General features: G+C 29.8%; 19 protein-coding genes and 1 pseudogene. 15 read left to right on the top strand and 5 right to left on the bottom strand.

Annotation, left to right across the window (positions count from 1 at the left end; all coding sequences use genetic code 11):
• Positions 1-174 precede the first annotated feature (174 nt).
• The 9 genes from FMM56_RS03250 (at position 175) to hemJ (ending at position 7,578) form a co-directional block, all read left to right on the top strand.
• Positions 175-1,413 carry an anthranilate synthase component I family protein gene (locus FMM56_RS03250; protein WP_150207767.1) on the top strand — a complete coding sequence of 413 codons (1,239 nt, stop codon included), beginning with the start codon at positions 175-177 and terminating at the stop codon, positions 1,411-1,413.
• Positions 1,410-3,020 (top strand): anthranilate phosphoribosyltransferase, encoded by a 1,611-nt coding sequence (gene trpD, locus FMM56_RS03245; RefSeq protein WP_150207766.1) that lies wholly within the window; start codon positions 1,410-1,412, stop codon positions 3,018-3,020. Before FMM56_RS03250 ends, trpD begins: the two co-directional genes overlap by 4 nt.
• Complete coding sequence (locus FMM56_RS03240; protein WP_150140030.1) at positions 3,007-3,603, top strand: phosphoribosylanthranilate isomerase; 597 nt, start codon at positions 3,007-3,009, stop codon at positions 3,601-3,603. Before trpD ends, FMM56_RS03240 begins: the two co-directional genes overlap by 14 nt.
• Complete coding sequence (trpB, locus tag FMM56_RS03235; protein WP_150140029.1) at positions 3,600-4,778, top strand: tryptophan synthase subunit beta; 1,179 nt, start codon at positions 3,600-3,602, stop codon at positions 4,776-4,778. The genes FMM56_RS03240 and trpB overlap by 4 nt, the downstream gene beginning before the upstream one ends.
• Positions 4,771-5,520: a tryptophan synthase subunit alpha gene (trpA, locus tag FMM56_RS03230; RefSeq protein WP_150140028.1), complete on the top strand. Its 750-nt coding sequence runs from the start codon at positions 4,771-4,773 to the stop codon at positions 5,518-5,520. Before trpB ends, trpA begins: the two co-directional genes overlap by 8 nt.
• A 64-nt stretch (positions 5,521-5,584) precedes the next feature.
• Positions 5,585-6,007 carry a hypothetical protein gene (locus tag FMM56_RS03225; protein ID WP_150140027.1) on the top strand — a complete coding sequence of 141 codons (423 nt, stop codon included), beginning with the start codon at positions 5,585-5,587 and terminating at the stop codon, positions 6,005-6,007.
• Positions 6,004-6,315, top strand: a complete 312-nt coding sequence (gene fliN, locus FMM56_RS03220) for a flagellar motor switch protein FliN (protein ID WP_150140026.1) — start codon at positions 6,004-6,006, stop codon at positions 6,313-6,315. The genes FMM56_RS03225 and fliN overlap by 4 nt, the downstream gene beginning before the upstream one ends.
• Positions 6,312-7,112, top strand: coding sequence for a hypothetical protein (locus FMM56_RS03215; RefSeq protein WP_150151358.1), 801 nt, complete (start codon positions 6,312-6,314; stop codon positions 7,110-7,112). The genes fliN and FMM56_RS03215 overlap by 4 nt, the downstream gene beginning before the upstream one ends.
• Positions 7,113-7,137: 25 nt before the next feature.
• Positions 7,138-7,578, top strand: coding sequence for a protoporphyrinogen oxidase HemJ (hemJ, locus tag FMM56_RS03210; protein ID WP_150140024.1), 441 nt, complete (start codon positions 7,138-7,140; stop codon positions 7,576-7,578).
• On the opposite strand, the gene FMM56_RS03205 is transcribed toward hemJ, so the two are convergent.
• From FMM56_RS03205 to FMM56_RS09390, 4 genes and pseudogenes are all read right to left on the bottom strand, one after another.
• A complete protein-coding gene (locus FMM56_RS03205; protein ID WP_150140023.1) occupies positions 7,575-8,876 on the bottom strand; it encodes a coproporphyrinogen III oxidase family protein in 1,302 nt (433 codons plus the stop codon). The two genes, hemJ and FMM56_RS03205, sit on opposite strands and share 4 nt — an antisense overlap.
• A gap of 364 nt (positions 8,877-9,240) precedes the next feature.
• Positions 9,241-9,885: pseudogene (gene dcm / locus FMM56_RS09170) on the bottom strand (DNA (cytosine-5-)-methyltransferase).
• Complete coding sequence (locus FMM56_RS09165) at positions 9,863-10,216, bottom strand: DNA cytosine methyltransferase (protein WP_263312606.1); 354 nt, start codon at positions 10,214-10,216, stop codon at positions 9,863-9,865. Before FMM56_RS09165 ends, dcm begins: the two are co-directional and overlap by 23 nt.
• Complete coding sequence (locus FMM56_RS09390; protein WP_411675291.1) at positions 10,213-10,416, bottom strand: DNA cytosine methyltransferase; 204 nt, start codon at positions 10,414-10,416, stop codon at positions 10,213-10,215. The genes FMM56_RS09165 and FMM56_RS09390 overlap by 4 nt, the downstream gene beginning before the upstream one ends.
• A 343-nt stretch (positions 10,417-10,759) precedes the next feature.
• On the opposite strand from FMM56_RS09390, the gene FMM56_RS03190 reads away from it, so the two are divergent.
• The 6 genes from FMM56_RS03190 to FMM56_RS03165 all read left to right on the top strand — a co-directional run bounded on the left by FMM56_RS03190 (position 10,760) and on the right by FMM56_RS03165 (position 15,364).
• Positions 10,760-11,773 (top strand): cytochrome-c peroxidase, encoded by a 1,014-nt coding sequence (locus tag FMM56_RS03190; protein ID WP_411675290.1) that lies wholly within the window; start codon positions 10,760-10,762, stop codon positions 11,771-11,773.
• A gap of 93 nt (positions 11,774-11,866) precedes the next feature.
• Positions 11,867-12,478 (top strand): glycerol-3-phosphate 1-O-acyltransferase PlsY, encoded by a 612-nt coding sequence (gene plsY / locus FMM56_RS03185; RefSeq protein ID WP_150140021.1) that lies wholly within the window; start codon positions 11,867-11,869, stop codon positions 12,476-12,478.
• Positions 12,463-12,780 carry a dihydroneopterin aldolase gene (locus tag FMM56_RS03180; protein WP_150151361.1) on the top strand — a complete coding sequence of 106 codons (318 nt, stop codon included), beginning with the start codon at positions 12,463-12,465 and terminating at the stop codon, positions 12,778-12,780. Before plsY ends, FMM56_RS03180 begins: the two co-directional genes overlap by 16 nt.
• A 74-nt stretch (positions 12,781-12,854) precedes the next feature.
• Positions 12,855-13,526 carry a homeostatic response regulator transcription factor HsrA gene (gene hsrA, locus FMM56_RS03175; RefSeq protein WP_150140019.1) on the top strand — a complete coding sequence of 224 codons (672 nt, stop codon included), beginning with the start codon at positions 12,855-12,857 and terminating at the stop codon, positions 13,524-13,526.
• 132 nt (positions 13,527-13,658) lie between these two features.
• Positions 13,659-13,904 carry a YfhL family 4Fe-4S dicluster ferredoxin gene (locus FMM56_RS03170; RefSeq protein ID WP_150140018.1) on the top strand — a complete coding sequence of 82 codons (246 nt, stop codon included), beginning with the start codon at positions 13,659-13,661 and terminating at the stop codon, positions 13,902-13,904.
• On the top strand, positions 13,904-15,364 hold the full coding sequence (locus FMM56_RS03165; protein WP_150140017.1) for a Ppx/GppA phosphatase family protein: 1,461 nt from the start codon (positions 13,904-13,906) through the stop codon (positions 15,362-15,364). Before FMM56_RS03170 ends, FMM56_RS03165 begins: the two co-directional genes overlap by 1 nt.
• On the opposite strand, the gene flhB is transcribed toward FMM56_RS03165, so the two are convergent.
• Positions 15,365-16,456: a flagellar biosynthesis protein FlhB gene (flhB, locus tag FMM56_RS03160; protein ID WP_150151364.1), complete on the bottom strand. Its 1,092-nt coding sequence runs from the start codon at positions 16,454-16,456 to the stop codon at positions 15,365-15,367.
• Between the last annotated feature and the right edge of the window lie 81 nt (positions 16,457-16,537).

Genomic DNA, 16,537 nt, shown 5'->3' with positions numbered 1-16,537 from the left:
AAAAATTTATTTTTTTTGTCTTATAATCCTTGACACTTAAATTAAGAAAGGTAAGCGATGAGTCAGTTTTTTATGCGTTTTTTAACTCTATTTATTTATACCTTTCGTTATTGGCGTTTCTAATTTTCTTTTTATTTTCATTTTATTTTTTAATTTTTTAGTAAAGGTTTTATCATGCTTAGAAAGGAAGCAAATTTTTATTATAGACAAATTTTACAAAGATACCCAAATTCCTATCTTGCACAGGATTTAAATAAAACTATCATAGGCATTGATTGTGAATTTTTAGATGCTAATGATATGGAATTTAGCGATTTTAAGGCTAAATTTTATGAGTGTGCTAGTAGAGAAAAACTTTGTGAATATGCTGGGTTTTTTGGTGTTTTTAGTGCAAATTTTATTACTTTATTTGAAGACTTGCCAAAATGTGGGCAAAAAAATTATGAATATCCTTTGTTTTTATTTGCAAATGCTAGGGCTTATCTGGTTTATGAAAAAGAAAGCAAGATGATTTTTAGCTTTGGAGATGAAAAGTATTTTGAGTATTTAAGCGATGATTATATCTTTGAAAAAAGTGGTGGAGAATTTGAGTATTTAAGTAAACTTGAAGATGAAAAAAATGATTATATAAAGATGATAGAAAAGGCAAAAGAATATCTAATTAATGGGGATATTTTTCAAGTTGTATTATCAAAAACCCTTTGTATAAAGCATAATCTTAACGCCTTTGATTATTATGAAGAATTAAGCAAGTTAAATCCTAGTGCTTATATGTTTTATTTTCCTAGTAAGTATGGGGTGGTGCTTGGGGCTTCACCTGAGCTTGTTTTAAGCATTAAAAATAAGGAAATTTTTGTAGCCCCTATTGCTGGTACCAGAAATTTGGATGAAAATAGTGATTTAATGGCACTTGAAAAGGATTTATTAAGCGATGAAAAGGAGTTAAGTGAACATAAAATGCTAGTTGATTTAGCAAGAAATGATATATCTAAATTTGGTACAAAAACTAGGGTGGATAATCTATTAAGCATAGTTAGGACCAAATTTGTAATGCATATAGTAAGCGATGTTTACGCAAAAATGAAAGAAGATGTTAGTATTTTTGATGTAATAGTTGCTATTTTTCCAGCAGGGACTCTAAGTGGGGCACCTAAGATTAGGGCACTTGAGATTATAAGTGAGCTTGAAAAAATAGACAGAGGCGTTTATGGAGGGGCCGTTGGCTTTTTAAATTTTAGCGAGGACGTTGTTTTAGCTATAATTATTCGTTCGGCATTTTTTAAAGATGATAAAGCTTATATTGGAAGTGGGGCAGGTATAGTACTTAGTTCAGTGCCTCAAAAAGAATATGCTGAAATTTGTGCTAAAAGAAAGGCATTAGTAGCTAGTTTTGAAAAAAGGTTGATAAAATGATTTTACTTATAGATAATTATGATTCTTTTGTTTTTAATGTAAAAACAATGCTTGAAAGTCTTTGCAAGGATGAAATTTATGTTGTTAGAAATGATAAAATTAGCCTTGATGAGATAAGGCATTTAAACCCTACTCATATCATTTTAAGCCCCGGTCCAAAACACCCAAAAGATAGTGGAATTTGCCTTGAAATTTTTAAGGCAAGGCTTAATATTCCAGTACTTGGAATTTGCCTTGGTCACCAAGCCCTAGGTCTTAGTTTTGGGGCTAAAATTTCTGTTTTAAAACAAATTGCCCACGCTCAAAATTCAAAAATAAAAATCATAAACGAAAGTGAAATTTTCAAAGATTTTATAAAAGAATTTTCTATAATGCGTTATCACTCCTTAGAAGTTAGCGATCTACCTGAGTGCTTACAGGCCTTAGCATATAGTGAAGACGGCGTTTTAATGGCTATGAGACACAAAGAATTACCTTATTTTGGTGTTCAATTTCATCCAGAAAGCTATTTTAGTGAATATGGACTTAAAATTTTTGCAAATTTCTTAAATGCTGATATTAAAAAAGAAAAAAATATAAAAGATTTTACGCCTTATTTGCAAAAATTAAGCGATAATGTAGCCTTAGAAAGCGATGATTTTGAAGAAGTTTGTGAGTTAATTATGAGTGAAAATTTTGAACCCATTCAACTTGCAGCACTTTTAGTTTTAATCACTGAAAAATCCTTAAATCAAGAATCTTTAAGTTATTTTGTACGTAGCATTTTAAGGTATTCAAAGACCTTTGTTGATGATAGTGAGATGCTTGATATTGTTGGGACCGGAGGTGATGGCTTTAAGACTATTAATATATCAACTACCTCTGCTTTTATACTTGCAAGTATGGGCGTAAAGGTTGCAAAACATGGAAACAAGGCTATGACTAGCAAAAGTGGGAGCTCAGACGTACTAGAAGCCCTAAATATCCCACTAGGTACTAGTTTGCAAGATAATCTAGCCCTGCTTGAAGATACAGGACTTAGCTTTTTTCATGCTGGATTTTTTCATCCACTAGTTGGGAGACTTCGCGAAATTCGCGTTAAACTTGGCATTAGAACGGTATTTAACGTACTAGGTCCATTAATGCATCCAAATTTAAAGCTAAAATATCAATTAATGGGCAATTATCACGCCCCTGTACATAGATTATTAGCACAGGTTTTACAAATGCTAGGTAGAAAACATGCCTTAATAGTTAGGGGTAATGATGGCATGGACGAACTTAGTATTTGTGATGAAACAAAGGTCTTTGAGGTGAGTGAAAAAGAAATTTTAGAATATAATGTTTCACCTGAACAATTTGGCTTTAAAAGGGCTTTTCATAGTGATATTACGGGTGGAAGTCCTGAAGAAAATGCAGCAGATTTAATTGCAACTTTAAGTGGCACAATGAAAGGGGCTAAATTTGACGTAGTTATCTTAAATACCATGTTTGCACTTTATACAGCAAATATTGTAGATAATCCTTTAAAGGCTAAGGATATGATTTTAGAACATATTCATTCTGGTAAGTGCTTAGAATATTTTAAAAACTTCCAAGAAAGGAGTAAAATCATTGTCAAAGCTTAAAATTTGTGGCATAAAAGATGAGCAAAATGCTTATGAACTATCTTTGTTAAATATTGATTTTTTTGGCTTAATCTTTGCAAAAAGCCCAAGGCAAGTTAGCATTGAAAAGGGCATAAAATTAGCTAAAATAATACATGAAAATAATAAAAAAGTTGTAGGCGTTTTTGTTGATGAAGATAATGAAATGATTTTACAAAGTGCTATAAAAGTTGGGTTTGATGGGGTACAAATTCATAAAACTATAAGCAAGGAATTTTATACAAGATTAAAAAAACAAAATCTTTTTGTATGGCAGGTAGTAAGCATTTTAGATAAATTGATTTTACCACAAAATGCTTATTATGATTATATTTTATTTGATACTAAGGGTAAATTTAGAGGAGGAAATGGCACTAGTTTTGATTGGTCCTTGCTTGAAAATTTTAAAAAAGATTATATAATAGCAGGTGGAATAGGGCTTAGCAATATAAAAGATGCCCTAAATTTAAAGCCCTTTGCAATTGACATAAATTCAAAGGTTGAGATAGAACCGGGCTTAAAAAATGTAGAATTGATTAAGGAACTTATTAAGGAGTTTAAATGAAAAAAACTTATTATGGAAATTTTGGTGGACAATTTTTGCCCGAAAGTGCTATGTTTGCATTAGATGAGTTAGAAAGGGCATTTTTAAAATTTAGTTTTAAAAAATCCTTTAAAAGAGAACTTAAAAATCTTTTAAAAGATTATGTAGGTCGCCCAACGCCCTTATATTATGCTAAAAAATTAAGTGAAATTTACAAGCATGAAATTTATTTAAAAAGAGAGGATTTAAATCATACGGGTGCACATAAAATTAATAATGCAATAGCACAAGCACTTTTAGCCAAAAAAATGGGTAAAAAAAAGATTATTGCTGAAACTGGTGCTGGACAACATGGGCTTGCAACTGCAACTGCAGCAGCACTTTTGGGTTTAGAATGTGAAATTTTCATGGGTGCAACAGATGTGCAAAGACAGGCTTTAAATGTTTATAAAATGAAGCTTTTAGGAGCAAGGGTAGAAGCCATTGAAACAGGGCTTAAAACCCTGAAAGAAGCCACTACTGCTGCAATTCAAGCTTGGGTAAATGATATAGAAAATTTATTTTATGTAGTAGGTAGCGTGGTAGGTCCCTATCCTTATCCACAAATGATAATGCATTTTCAAAGCATAATAGGCAAGGAATGCAAAAAACAGCTTGAAAAATTGGGTAAAAAGCCTAATTATATAATAGCTGCAGTTGGAGGTGGTTCAAATGCAGCTGGAATTTTTTCTGCCTTTTTAAAAGATGAAAATGTAAAATTAATAGGGGTTGAAGCAGCAGGGCTTGGAATTGATACGCCTTATCATGCAGCTACTATGACAAAGGGTAGTACAGGCATTATCCATGGCATGAAAACTAAGCTTTTACAAGATGATTTAGGTAATATTTTGCCAGTTCATAGTATATCAGCCGGGCTTGATTATCCAGGTGTTGGGCCATTACATGCTTATTTGCAAGAAATAAAAAGGGCAGATTATGTAGCAATTAGTGATGATGAGTGCATGAATGCCTTAAAATTGCTTTGTGAAAAAGAAGGCATTATTCCTGCTATTGAAAGTTCTCACGCCTTAGCTTATTTAGAAAAACTTTGTCCTACTTTAAAGAAAAAAAGCGTTATAGTAGTGAATTTATCAGGTAGAGGTGATAAGGATATGGATACTATTAGAAACTATAAAAAAGGAACGATTTATGGTTGATTTTAAAGAAGTTTATAAAGATAATGCAAATGTAGCTTATATGGTGATGGGCTATCCAAATTTAGATACTAGCAAGGAATTTTTAAATAGGCTTGATGAAAGCGATATTGATATTTTAGAAGTTGGAGTGCCTTATTCTGACCCTATTGCCGATGGGCAAATTATCGCAAATGCAGCCTTAAAGGCCATAGAAAATGGTTGTGATATACATAAGGTTTTTGAAATTTTAAAGGATATTAAAATAAAAAAAAGCCTTGTTTTTATGGTGTATTATAATCTTATTTTTTCTTATGGCTTGGCTAGTTTTGTTCAAAAGGCAAAAGAAGTAGGCATTAGTGCTTTAATAGTACCAGAACTTAGTTTTGAAGAAAGCGATGATTTAAGAAAGGAATGCGATAAACAAAATTTGGCCTTAATAACCCTTATTAGTTTAAGCACTCCAAAAGAAAGGCTTAAAAAGCTTCTTAAAGATGCTAAGGGTTTTATTTATCTACTTGCTTGTGTTGGAATTACAGGTGGAACAATATCTCAACATGAACTTTTAGCACAAAAGGTAGAAGAAATTCGCAATTTTTCAACTTTGCCTATTTTTATAGGCTTTGGCATTAAAAACAATCAAGACGTACAAAGGGTGCGAAACTTGGCTGATGGTTGTATTGTAGGCACTAGCATTGTTAAGCTTTTTGAAGATGGCAATGTGGATAAAATTTTGCAAGAAATTAGAGAAATTTTTAAAAATTAAAAGATTTTTTAACTATATTTAATTACAATTTCAAGCAAAGAGTTTTTTTAAAGGTGGTTTTACTATGATAAAGATTTTAGAGTACTCAACTACGCATTTTTGTGAGCATATTTTAAGATTGCATATTACTGAGATGGATAGTATAGGTGGTGAATTATATGGTGCTTCTATACCAGTTACTGGTGAAGAAGGTGAGTATAGCTTTTATCTTTTCTTTCCAAAAGAGGCCTTAAAGATTTTTGCTGATGTGCTTATTACTAATAATAAATTTAAAGAAGATGATTGGTGTGATTTAATAAAAGAATGTGCAAATCAAATAGTAGGTTATGCTAAAAATTTATTAAACGATATTAAGGGCGATGATGCTTATAAGCTTGGAATTCCTGAGTATTTAGGCAGGATTGATTTTTCAAGCATAGTACTTGAAAAATCAATTACTTATGGTATAAATGGACACGCATTTAGATTAGGCTATAAGAAATCATGAGTGATGATAATGTACTTGACGACCCACATGGTCTTTTAGAATCTTATGAGGATATTTTAGATATAACCGTTGATTTTGTTAGTGAGCTTGGTACTACAAATATGTACGTGGCTGAACTTTTAAAATTAGAGGTTGGTTCTGTAATAGATCTTGAAAAACCGGCTGGTGAGAGCGTTGAGGTGTATATTAATAAGAGAATTTTTGGTAAGGGCGAGGTTATGGTTTATGAAAAAAATCTCGCCATTAGAATTAATGAAATTTTAGATTCAAAAACTGTGCTTCAATATTTTAAAAAAGAAATTCAATGAAATTTTTATTGTTTTTAATATGTGCCTTGCCATTATTTGGGGCACAAATAGTAGGTTATAATATTTATGATAGGAATGAAAGAGTTGATATAATGCTTTCTTTTGATAGTGCTTTTGGTGGCGAGGTTATCAAGCAAAAGGATAAAAATTTCACGCTTTTAACCCTAAAAGATGCTACCTATGCTACAAAGGAAAAAAAAGGCTTTAAGTCTAAATTGCTAGATAAAATGGAGATTAGTTCGGATAATAACAATACCTATATAATCTTTCAAAGTAAAGAAGATATAGAAGTATTGCCAAGCATTGCTGATAATTTAGGCTTTCGTATAAGGATAGTTCCAAAGACAGAAGAAAATTTATCTCAAAGTTCTCAAGCTTTGCCGACGCCAAATTTAGATTTAGTAGAAAAGCCACTTCAAGCTGATATTGACAAGGTTAGTACCAAGCAGCAAGTTAATACAAATTTTGATTATTTAAACTATGTTTTGATAATATCTATTTTGGTGCTTTTATTATTGGTGCTTTGGTGGTTTAAAAGAAGGGTGGCTTATAAAAACGTCCTTGGCATTAAAGACTTTAACATAAGCTTTCAAAGACCTCTTGATAAAAATAATCAATTTGTTATCATAGATTACAATGAAAAACGTTATGTTTTAATACTTGGTTCTTCAAATTTATTGCTTGAATCTTATCCTATAGAAAAGGAAAAAGAAAATAATGAATTTGACTCTACTTTTGAAGAAAATAAAAAAAAGATTCAAAATATTATAAAAACTAGAAAAAATTCAAAGTCTTAAATTTTTATGTTTAAAAAGGATTAAAATGTTATATGAGTATTATATTTGGATTAAGGTTATTCATTATCTAGCCTTTGTTTCATGGATGGCAGGGCTTTTTTATTTACCAAGGCTTTTTGTTTATCATGTTGAACACATTGAAAATAAAGGCTTTGTTGAGGTTGTTAAGATTCAAGAATACAAGCTTTTTTATTATATTCAAAGCCCTGCTATGATTGTAGCCTTGATAACTGGAATTTTAATGTTAATTGCTAATCCAGCTCTTTTAAAGGGTGCTGGTTTTATGCATGTTAAAATTTTATGCGTAGTGCTACTTTTATTGTATCATTTTCACAATTTCTTATCTTTAAAAAGCTTAGCAAATGATAGCTGTAAAAAAAGTGGTAAGTTTTTTAGGGCTTACAATGAAATTCCAACCCTTATTTTTATAGTAATTGCTATTGTTATGATTGCAAGACCTTTTTAAGAGAGTTTTGCTTTCATAATATTTATATTATTCTTTGTGTAAATGTGCTTATTTTCCCTAAACACAGCCCTTATTTTATCCATTCCTATATAAAAATCTTTCATTAATGTTAGGCATAAATATTTTCCAAAATCAGTATTTATAAGATTATCGTTTTCTTCTATGATAGCATTACAAGCTTTTAGGCCCTTCATTTCTAAATTTAACACTTTTTTTAAATTGCAATTTTTCATAGTATTAAAAGCATTTATATTTATTTTATTTGAAAAAAGTTCTGTTAAAAAGAGATATTTTAAAATTTCTTTTTTTTCAAAACTCGCATAAGCTATATTTGCGTCTTTTTTTTCAAAAAGTGCTTTTGTATAATCATCTAAATCAAATATATTTATCAAAAGTCTATTATTTAAAAAGCTAAAAGCCCCACTTCCAACGCCTACATATTCGTTATTTGAACTTACATATTCATCATTAAAATCGCTTTTTTGCAAGGCAAAGGACCAGGCGTTATTTTGCTTAAAATCCTTAAAAAATTCACAAATTATCTTATAAAATTCAAATTCATTGTCTTTTAAACTGGTACCTAACGCTTTTGTAATGATTGTTTTAGTTAAATTTGACTTCATTAATGGATAGGTAGTTATTTGATTTGGACTTAGACTTTTGGCTATATTTAAATCTTTTAAAAGCATTTCTTTATTTTGGTTTGGAAAATTAAAGATTAAATCTATGCTAAAAATAGGCAAGACTCCTATAGCCTTGCTTAATTTTTCTTGTAAAATTTCACTACTTCCAAATTTTTCATATCTTGTAATCTTTTTTAAAATTTCATTATCAAAGCTTTGTATCCCACAGCTTAATCTATCTATTAAGCCTTTAAATCTACTAAGTTGTTCTATACTTATATGATTTGGGTCACTTTCACAAGATATTTTTTTTATATTAAAAAGCTTTTTACATAATTCTAAGGTTTTTAAAAGCTCATTTTCATTTATCAAAGTAGTCCCACCTCCAACATATAAGGTATGAAAATCAAAGCCTTTTTCTTTTATAAAATGAAGTTCTTTGCGTAAATTTTCAAAATATATCCTAGCTTTTTCTTCTTCATAATAGTATTTATGAAAGCTACAATATGGGCAAAAAGTATGGCAAAATGGGATATGCATATAAAGCATATAGCTTTTTTTTGTAGGAATTTTAAAATCTTCATTTGTATTAAAACTTATATTTAAATTTTTATTTAAATCCTTTTGCATTTTTATATGAGAATATTTTAAAGCTAAGCTTTGCAAGAAGTGCATTTATAACCCTTTTTTTAAAAATTGTAATTTTATCAATTTTTTATAAAACTTACTTAAAAATTCATACTTTTTCGCGTAAAATGCTATAAATTTGGTATTATAAAAAGAGATTAAGCTTTTTTGGAGAAATTTATTATGGCAAGCAATGTACATGGATTTAGCAATTAAATTGAAATTTCATCATATTTAAATAATAAAAGATATGGTGAGTTAAATTTATTTTCTTGTTTATTGCCATTTTTATTAACATCTTTATATATGAAAATGGACAATTGCATAAAAATGAATTAAATGATTTTTCCATTATTACGGGGGCTGGTCGTAGCAAGGAAAAGTATACTATTGAATTTAGACCTAGAGATTATCATAGGTTTGTTTGACTTTTTATAATTTTTATAATTTCTTTGGCTATGTCTTTTATTATTGGAATTACAACACTATTTCCAATTTGTTTATAGCTTTGATGAAAATTTTCTTTAATAAGATAGGAGTCGGGATAACCCATAATTCTTAGGCATTCCCTTTCGGTTAATTTTCTTCCTTATTCAACAACAATAGGTACATTATTTCCTCCAGTACCCATTTTAGCTGTTATACATGGTGATATCCCATCGCATCTAAAATTACACCTAGATTTTCTAACTTCATAAGCTAGTAGTATATATTTATTATTAAATCGCTTACTTTTTTTAAATTTATCAATATGGGTTAAAATATTATTTTGACAAATTTTTGTATTTAAATAATTATTTGATACCACATTTTCAATCAGTGAATCAACACTATATTTAAGATTTTTCTTTTTTGGAAAAGCAAATTCAAAACTATCATTTATATTTTTAAATATACTTTTATCAAATCCAACACAATACCACCTAGTCCTATTTTGAGAGTAATCTACATCTTTGGCATTTATTACTTTAAAAATAGGTTGATAATTAATTTCTTTAAAAGAATTTATTATAATTTTAATTGTTCTTCTACTATCATGACTGCATATTCCAGCCACATTTTCTAAAAAAAGCAGAGGGTCTTTTTTCTTTAAGTATTCTTAATATATCAAAAAATAAAGTTCCTCTTGCATCATCAAAACATAGTCTTTTGCCACCAATGCTAAATGGTTGACATAGAAATCCTGCACATAAAATATCATGGTTAGGAATATCTTTTTCGTTTATTTTGCTTATGTCTCCTTTTGGATATTCGCCAAAATTTAAGTTATATGTTTGCCCAGCATATTTGTCTATATCGCTAGAAAATACACACTTAGCCCCAAAGGATTCAAAGGCAATTCTAAAACCACCAAGACCACAAAATAAATCTATAAATTTAATCATCATTTTTTATACTTTTCATTTAAAGTAATTAAGATTTTAGATATAACTGGTGGACTAACAGCGTTTCCTGATTGCTTATACATTTGTGCCACGCTTATGCCAGTATCCTTAATATTTTTGACAAATTTTTTATCAAAGCCTTGTATATAGAAATTCTCCTCAGGGGTTATTTTTCTAATTTTTTTTATTCCATTTTTTTCAATATATATTTTTGTTGTATCGGACCTTGCTAATACAGTGAGTGAAATTCCATATAGAATATACTCTTCTTTGTCGTTCTAAATCATTATGCACTTCTTTTGGTAAATCAAATAGCTTTATAATCTTTTTTTCTTTTTTTTGACTTATTTTAAAATCACTATCATTTAAAAAATCTTTAATTTTATCTGTATCAAAATAATAATTTATAGAAACATTATCTTCAAGAATATCTATTAATAAATATATTCAATTAATAATTTTTATCTTTCTTTAAGACAATACTAAATATAATAATTTCTCAATTCTAAATCAAATTTTAAGGAGTTTTTAATGAAAATTAAATTTATGATTGCTTCATCATTGATGGTAGCTTGTTCTAGCGTATTTGGCGCTAGTTTAATAGAAGAGGCAAAATCTTCTGGTTTAGTTGCACTGCCAAGTGACCAAAAGGGAGTTGATGAAATTCTTAAAGAAAACAATGTTAAGGCAAGTGAATTTAGCATTGAAAAGGCTGAACTTGGTAAAAAACTTTATTTTGAACCAAGACTTTCAAAAAGTGGGATTATAAGCTGTAATACCTGTCATAATTTAGGACTTGGAGGAACTGATGGTGTTAGTGCTGCAGTTGGGCATAAATGGGCGTCAAATCCTCATCACTTAAATTCTCCAACCGTTTATAATTCTGTTTTAAATACTACTCAATTTTGGGATGGTAGAGCTGGTGATTTAGCTGACCAAGCTAAAGGACCTATCGAGGCAGAACCTGAAATGGCAACTCCTGCAAAATTAGCTGTTGAAAAAATTTCTTCTTTGCCTGAATATGTAGCTGAATTTAAGAAAATTTATGGAAAAAGTGGCGTAAGCTTTGACAATATCGCCGATGCAATTGCAAATTTTGAAAGAACACTTATTACCCCTTCTCGCTTTGATGAATTTTTAAATGGTAATGAAAAAGCTCTTAGCAAGGATGAACAAGCAGGACTTAAATTGTTTATAGATAAGGGTTGTATAGCTTGTCATACTGGTGTAAATTTGGGTGGTTCTATGCAAGCTTTTGAAGTGGCTGGAAAGTATAAATTTGCAAATTTAGGAGATTTTAAAGGCGATGAAAATGGTTTGGTTAAAACTCCTACTTTAAGAAATATCACAGAAACTGCCCCATATTTTCATAATGGTGCTATTTGGTCTTTAAAAGATGCTATTAAAGAAATGGGAAGTGTGCAACTTGGCATTAATATAAACGATAAAGAAGCAGCTAAAATCGAAGTATTTTTACGCACTTTAACAGGTAAAAAACCAGATATTAGCTATCCTCAACTACCTATTTCTACTGATAAGACACCAAAACCTGAACTTTAATCTTAATCCCAACCATTTTTAGTGGTTGGGTAATTTACTTTGTTTATTTATATTTTTATCTTATAATTTAGAAAAATTTTATAAGGTTAATAAATGGAAAATTTGATAATTTACGCCCTTGCTTATTTGATAGGGTCAATTCCCTTTGGTTTGATAATAGCTAAGAAATTTGCAAATTTAGACATTAGAAAGGATGGTTCTCAAAGTATAGGGGCTACAAATGTATTAAGGGTTGTTAAAAAAAATAATCCAAAATTAGCAAAAAAACTTGCAATTGCTACTATTTTACTTGATTTTGCTAAGGCTTTTATTCCCTTGCTTGTGATGAAAGTTATAGGCTTTGATGAAGGCTTATTATGGTCAGTGGCTGTATTGCTTATACTTGGGCATTGTTTTTCAATTTATTTATTATTTGATGGTGGAAAAGGCATAGCAACAGGGGTTGGGGCAATGCTTGTAATGTTACCACTTGAAGCACTTAGTGCCCTTTTTGCTTGGTTTATAATAGGAAAAATTTTTAAAATTTCCTCCCTTGCCTCGCTAGTTGCCATTTTTACCTTTATAATTTGTTCTTTTATTTATCATTATGAAATGCCTGTAATTGACACGCACGCACCCGTTATAATCATAGTTTTTATAATCTTTTACAAGCACATTCCAAATATAAAAAGATTGGTCTTTAAAGAAGAATGCAAAGTGATATAAGAATAAGGCTTAAATTTAAATGTATAATAGGAATGCTTGATTTTGAACGCAAGAAAAAACAAAAAATTATAGTAAAAATTTCTGCAAAGTCTAACACATTTTTAGATTATGCAAAGCTAGCAAAAGAGATTAAAAAAATTTATAAGAAAGAAAAATTTTATACTATTGAAGAATCTCTTAAATTTATTAGTGAAAACTTAAAAAATAATTTTAATGAACTCTCTTATTTAAAAATCATTACCTATAAGCCTCAAATCCTTAAAAATACAAGGGTTGGGGCAAAAATTAAAAAATTCTTTTAAAAAATTTATAATTTACTTAAACATTAACTTAAATTTGCTACAATCCTTTAAAATTTTCTTAATAAGGATAAAAAATGAGAATCTTGGTAATAGAAGATGACCTTCATTTGAACAAGGCAATTATTAACAATCTTAGTGATTATGGCTATCAAACAGATAATTCCGAGAATTTCAAAGATGGTGAATACTTCATTGGTATTAGACATTATGATTTAGTTTTAATAAGCTGGAATTTATCTGATGGCGATGGTAGTGAGCTTATAAATACTATTAAGCATAAATCTCCACGCACTGCTGTTTTGATTATGTCTTCTAAAACAGACAAGGAAACAGAAATTGAAATGCTAAGACTTGGGGCTGATGATTTTATCAAAAAACCTATAGATTTTGATATTTTACTTGCAAGGATTGAGGCTAGATTAAGAATGGGTGGTACAAATATTATTAAAATAGAAGATTTAATAATAGACCCAGATGAAGAAAAAATCACCTATAAAGGACAAGAAATTGAGCTTAAGGGTAAGCCTTTTGAGGTACTTACGCATTTAGCAAGACATTCTGATCAAATCGTATCTAAAGAACAGCTTTTGGATGCTATTTGGGAAGAGCCTGAACTTGTTACTCCAAATGTGATAGAAGTAGCCATTAATCAAATTCGTCAAAAAATGGATAAGCCTTTAAATATCTCTACTATTGAAACAGTTCGTCGTAGGGGTTATAGATTTTGCTTTCCTAAAAAAGCTTAAAATATTTTGCACCTTTTTTGGTGCAAATTTCTCAATAAATTCTCAACACAATCAATTTTGCAAAAATTTAAATTTTCTTTAAGTCTTATTATTGTATAAACTTTGCTAAAATTTTTTTCATGAAAGGTAACAATGTCTCTTTTAATAACAAAAGATTGTGTTTGCTGTGATGCTTGTAGGGAAGAATGTCCTGACGAGGCAATTTATGAAAATAGTCCTATTTATGTGATTGACCCTGACCTTTGTTCTGAATGTGTGAATGATTTTTCAGAACCTGCTTGTATAGTGGCTTGTCCTTATGAGTGTATTATAGCAGACCCTGACAATATAGAAACAATCGAAGAATTGCGTCTTAAAAGCCATAATAAAGAGTATTAATGGCAAAAAAAACCGCTGTTGTGGACCTTGGTTCAAATTCCATTAGAATGGTTGTCTTTGAAAAAACTTCAAGGTATGGATTTTTCACTACTTATGAGTATAAAAGAAAGGTTAGACTTGGTGAAAATGCCTATAATAATGGCAAGGTTTTGCAAGAAGAACCTATGCAAAGGGCAGAAGATACACTAGCATTTTTTAAACAAAGGGCAATTAAACACCAGTGTAAAAAAATTTTTATAGTTGGTACCTCAGCCCTTAGAGATGCACCAAATTCTAAATATTTTGTAAAAAGAATCAAAGATAAACTTGGCTTAAATATAAAAGTGATTGACGGCAAAAACGAATCTTTTTTAGGTGGCTTTGCTGCACTAAATTTACTAAGTTCTTTTAAAAATGCCACCACTCTTGACATAGGTGGAGGTTCTAGTGAATTATGCTTGATACAAAATGGTAAAATTGTTGATTTTATATCACTTGACGTGGGAACAGTTAGGCTTAAAGAATTATTTTACGATACCAAAAAGCAAGATAGCCTTGATGATTTTTTAAAGCCTATTTTAGAGCAAATCCCTGCAAATTTTGCAAATGATAATCTAATAGCAATTGGAGGTAGTCTAAGAGCGATTTCAAATTCTATTATGCAAAAAAATTCTTATCCTTTGAAAAATTTACACGATTTTAGATATGATTTTAAGGCTGAATATAATCATGTCAATAAAATTTTAAACGCTGATTTTGATGATTTAATAAATTATGGCATTAAAAAAGAACGTTTTGATACTATAAAAGAGGGCACCCTGATCTTTTTAAAGATAGCTGATAAACTTAAAATTAAACAAGTTATTACAAGTGGAGTTGGCATTAGAGAGGGCGTTTATTTGCAAGATTTATTGCGACCTGCAAATAAATTTCCTGCAAATTTTAATACAAGTCTTAAATGCTTGCAAGATAGATTTTTACACGGAGATAAAAAAACTCCACATTTTGCCTTGCAAATTTTTAACGCCCTAAATCCCTTGCATAAACTACAAACTCATTTTAGAACAAGCCTTATAAACGCTGCTAAGCTTTGTCATATAGGTGAGTATTTGGATTTTTATTTTGCTAATGAACATTCTTTTTATTTTATTTTAAATAGCTTAAATTATGGTTTTTCACACCAAGAAAAGGCATTAATTGCAAGTATTATTCGCTTTAATGGCAAAAAACTTAACCCTTATTATATAAATAATTTTAAGGAATTATTACCAAAACTTCCCGTACTTATGTGGTTAAATTTCATACTTGCCCTAGCAAAAATTTTAAGTCTAAATGAAGAAAAAATAAATTTTGCCTTTTCAAACAACACACTTTATATTTATAATGATGAAAAAATGCTAAATTTACCTCTTGATGAGATAAAAAAAATAGCAAAGCCAGAAGTTATTATCTTGGCAATCAATCAAAAGCCAAATATTTAATTATTGGTGTTCTTGTCTAAATTGAGTAGCAAGGCGACCCTTTGAATTTGCTTGATAAACAAATTTAAAGACCTCAGAAACTGCCTTAAACATTTCCCTTGGGATAATATCATTTATATCGCACATCTTATAAAGTTCTCTTGCAAGTGGAGGATTTTCATAGATAATAACATTATTTTCATAAGCTACTTCCTTAATACGCAAGGCTAAATAATCTACCCCCTTAGCCACTACCCTTGGGGCTTGTTCTTTGGTTCTATCATAACGCAAGGCAACAGCATAATGAGTAGGGTTAGTAATAACAACATCAGCACCAGCTACATCTTGCACCATTCTACGTCTTGCAGCCTCCATTTGCAAACGTCTAATTCTGCCCTTAACTTGAGGATCTCCTTCCATTTGCTTATATTCGTCCTTTATTTCTTGCTTACTCATTCTAAGCCCTTTAAAATACTGGAAACGGACTAAGAATATATCAATTACAGCGATAATTATAAAAGCGATAATTACGATTGCAGCTAAAATAATGGCCTTTTCTTTAAGCCAATACATTTGCGAAATAAGGTCATATAATTCAACCCTAGGTAATTCTCTCATAAAATTTAAAAGCACTATAAAAGCAATCGTAAAAATAGTTCCTACCTTTAAAATAATCTTCACACCTTCAATAAGCTTTTTCATAGAAAAAAGATTTTTAATGCCCTTAATAGGGTCCATCTTATTTAAATTTGGAGTTATAGGCTTAGTGGTAAATATAAAGCCAAATTGCATAACATTACCAAAAATTCCAGCTATCATAATGCAAATAAAAATAGGTGCTACCATTAAGGCAACTTCAAGCATAGTTTTAATCATAACAGATTGTATTAAATGAACATTTACTTCAAGCCCTATTAAACTTTGATAATATTTATAAAGAGTACTAATCCTATCGCCCATATAACCTATAGTGAAAAGTGATACGACAACAGCCACAAGCAATGTAGTAACAGCACTTGCATCCTGACTTTTTGGGACATTGCCTTCCTTTCTAGCGTCATTTATCTTTTTGGACGTGGGTTCTTCTGTTTTTTCTTGGTCATCAGCTGCCATTTTGCACCTTAAATTTTAATCAAAATTGCAAATATTATAGCATATAAAACTACATAAAATTTGTTTTTAAAGTTTTAAAAG

The sequence above is a fragment of the Campylobacter sp. LR264d genome (assembly GCF_008633895.1).
GTDB lineage: Bacteria > Campylobacterota > Campylobacteria > Campylobacterales > Campylobacteraceae > Campylobacter_D.
This window is presented reverse-complemented; position numbering and strand designations above follow the sequence as displayed.

What these genes read in the sequence shown, in the direction of transcription:
- FMM56_RS03215 (WP_150151358.1), top strand. Translation starts at nt 6,312, where the DNA reads ATGAAATTTTTATTGTTTTTAATATGTGCCTTGCCATTATTTGGGGCA.
- hemJ (WP_150140024.1), top strand. Translation starts at nt 7,138, where the DNA reads ATGTTATATGAGTATTATATTTGGATTAAGGTTATTCATTATCTAGCC.
- fliN (WP_150140026.1), top strand. Translation starts at nt 6,004, where the DNA reads ATGAGTGATGATAATGTACTTGACGACCCACATGGTCTTTTAGAATCT.
- trpA (WP_150140028.1), top strand. Translation starts at nt 4,771, where the DNA reads ATGGTTGATTTTAAAGAAGTTTATAAAGATAATGCAAATGTAGCTTAT.
- trpB (WP_150140029.1), top strand. Translation starts at nt 3,600, where the DNA reads ATGAAAAAAACTTATTATGGAAATTTTGGTGGACAATTTTTGCCCGAA.
- FMM56_RS03165 (WP_150140017.1), top strand. Translation starts at nt 13,904, where the DNA reads ATGGCAAAAAAAACCGCTGTTGTGGACCTTGGTTCAAATTCCATTAGA.
- FMM56_RS03205 (WP_150140023.1), bottom strand. Translation starts at nt 8,876, where the DNA reads ATGCACTTCTTGCAAAGCTTAGCTTTAAAATATTCTCATATAAAAATG.
- FMM56_RS03250 (WP_150207767.1), top strand. Translation starts at nt 175, where the DNA reads ATGCTTAGAAAGGAAGCAAATTTTTATTATAGACAAATTTTACAAAGA.
- hsrA (WP_150140019.1), top strand. Translation starts at nt 12,855, where the DNA reads ATGAGAATCTTGGTAATAGAAGATGACCTTCATTTGAACAAGGCAATT.
- FMM56_RS03225 (WP_150140027.1), top strand. Translation starts at nt 5,585, where the DNA reads ATGATAAAGATTTTAGAGTACTCAACTACGCATTTTTGTGAGCATATT.
- FMM56_RS03170 (WP_150140018.1), top strand. Translation starts at nt 13,659, where the DNA reads ATGTCTCTTTTAATAACAAAAGATTGTGTTTGCTGTGATGCTTGTAGG.
- trpD (WP_150207766.1), top strand. Translation starts at nt 1,410, where the DNA reads ATGATTTTACTTATAGATAATTATGATTCTTTTGTTTTTAATGTAAAA.
- FMM56_RS03190 (WP_411675290.1), top strand. Translation starts at nt 10,760, where the DNA reads ATGATTGCTTCATCATTGATGGTAGCTTGTTCTAGCGTATTTGGCGCT.
- flhB (WP_150151364.1), bottom strand. Translation starts at nt 16,456, where the DNA reads ATGGCAGCTGATGACCAAGAAAAAACAGAAGAACCCACGTCCAAAAAG.
- FMM56_RS09165 (WP_263312606.1), bottom strand. Translation starts at nt 10,216, where the DNA reads ATGATGATTAAATTTATAGATTTATTTTGTGGTCTTGGTGGTTTTAGA.
- FMM56_RS03180 (WP_150151361.1), top strand. Translation starts at nt 12,463, where the DNA reads ATGCAAAGTGATATAAGAATAAGGCTTAAATTTAAATGTATAATAGGA.
- plsY (WP_150140021.1), top strand. Translation starts at nt 11,867, where the DNA reads ATGGAAAATTTGATAATTTACGCCCTTGCTTATTTGATAGGGTCAATT.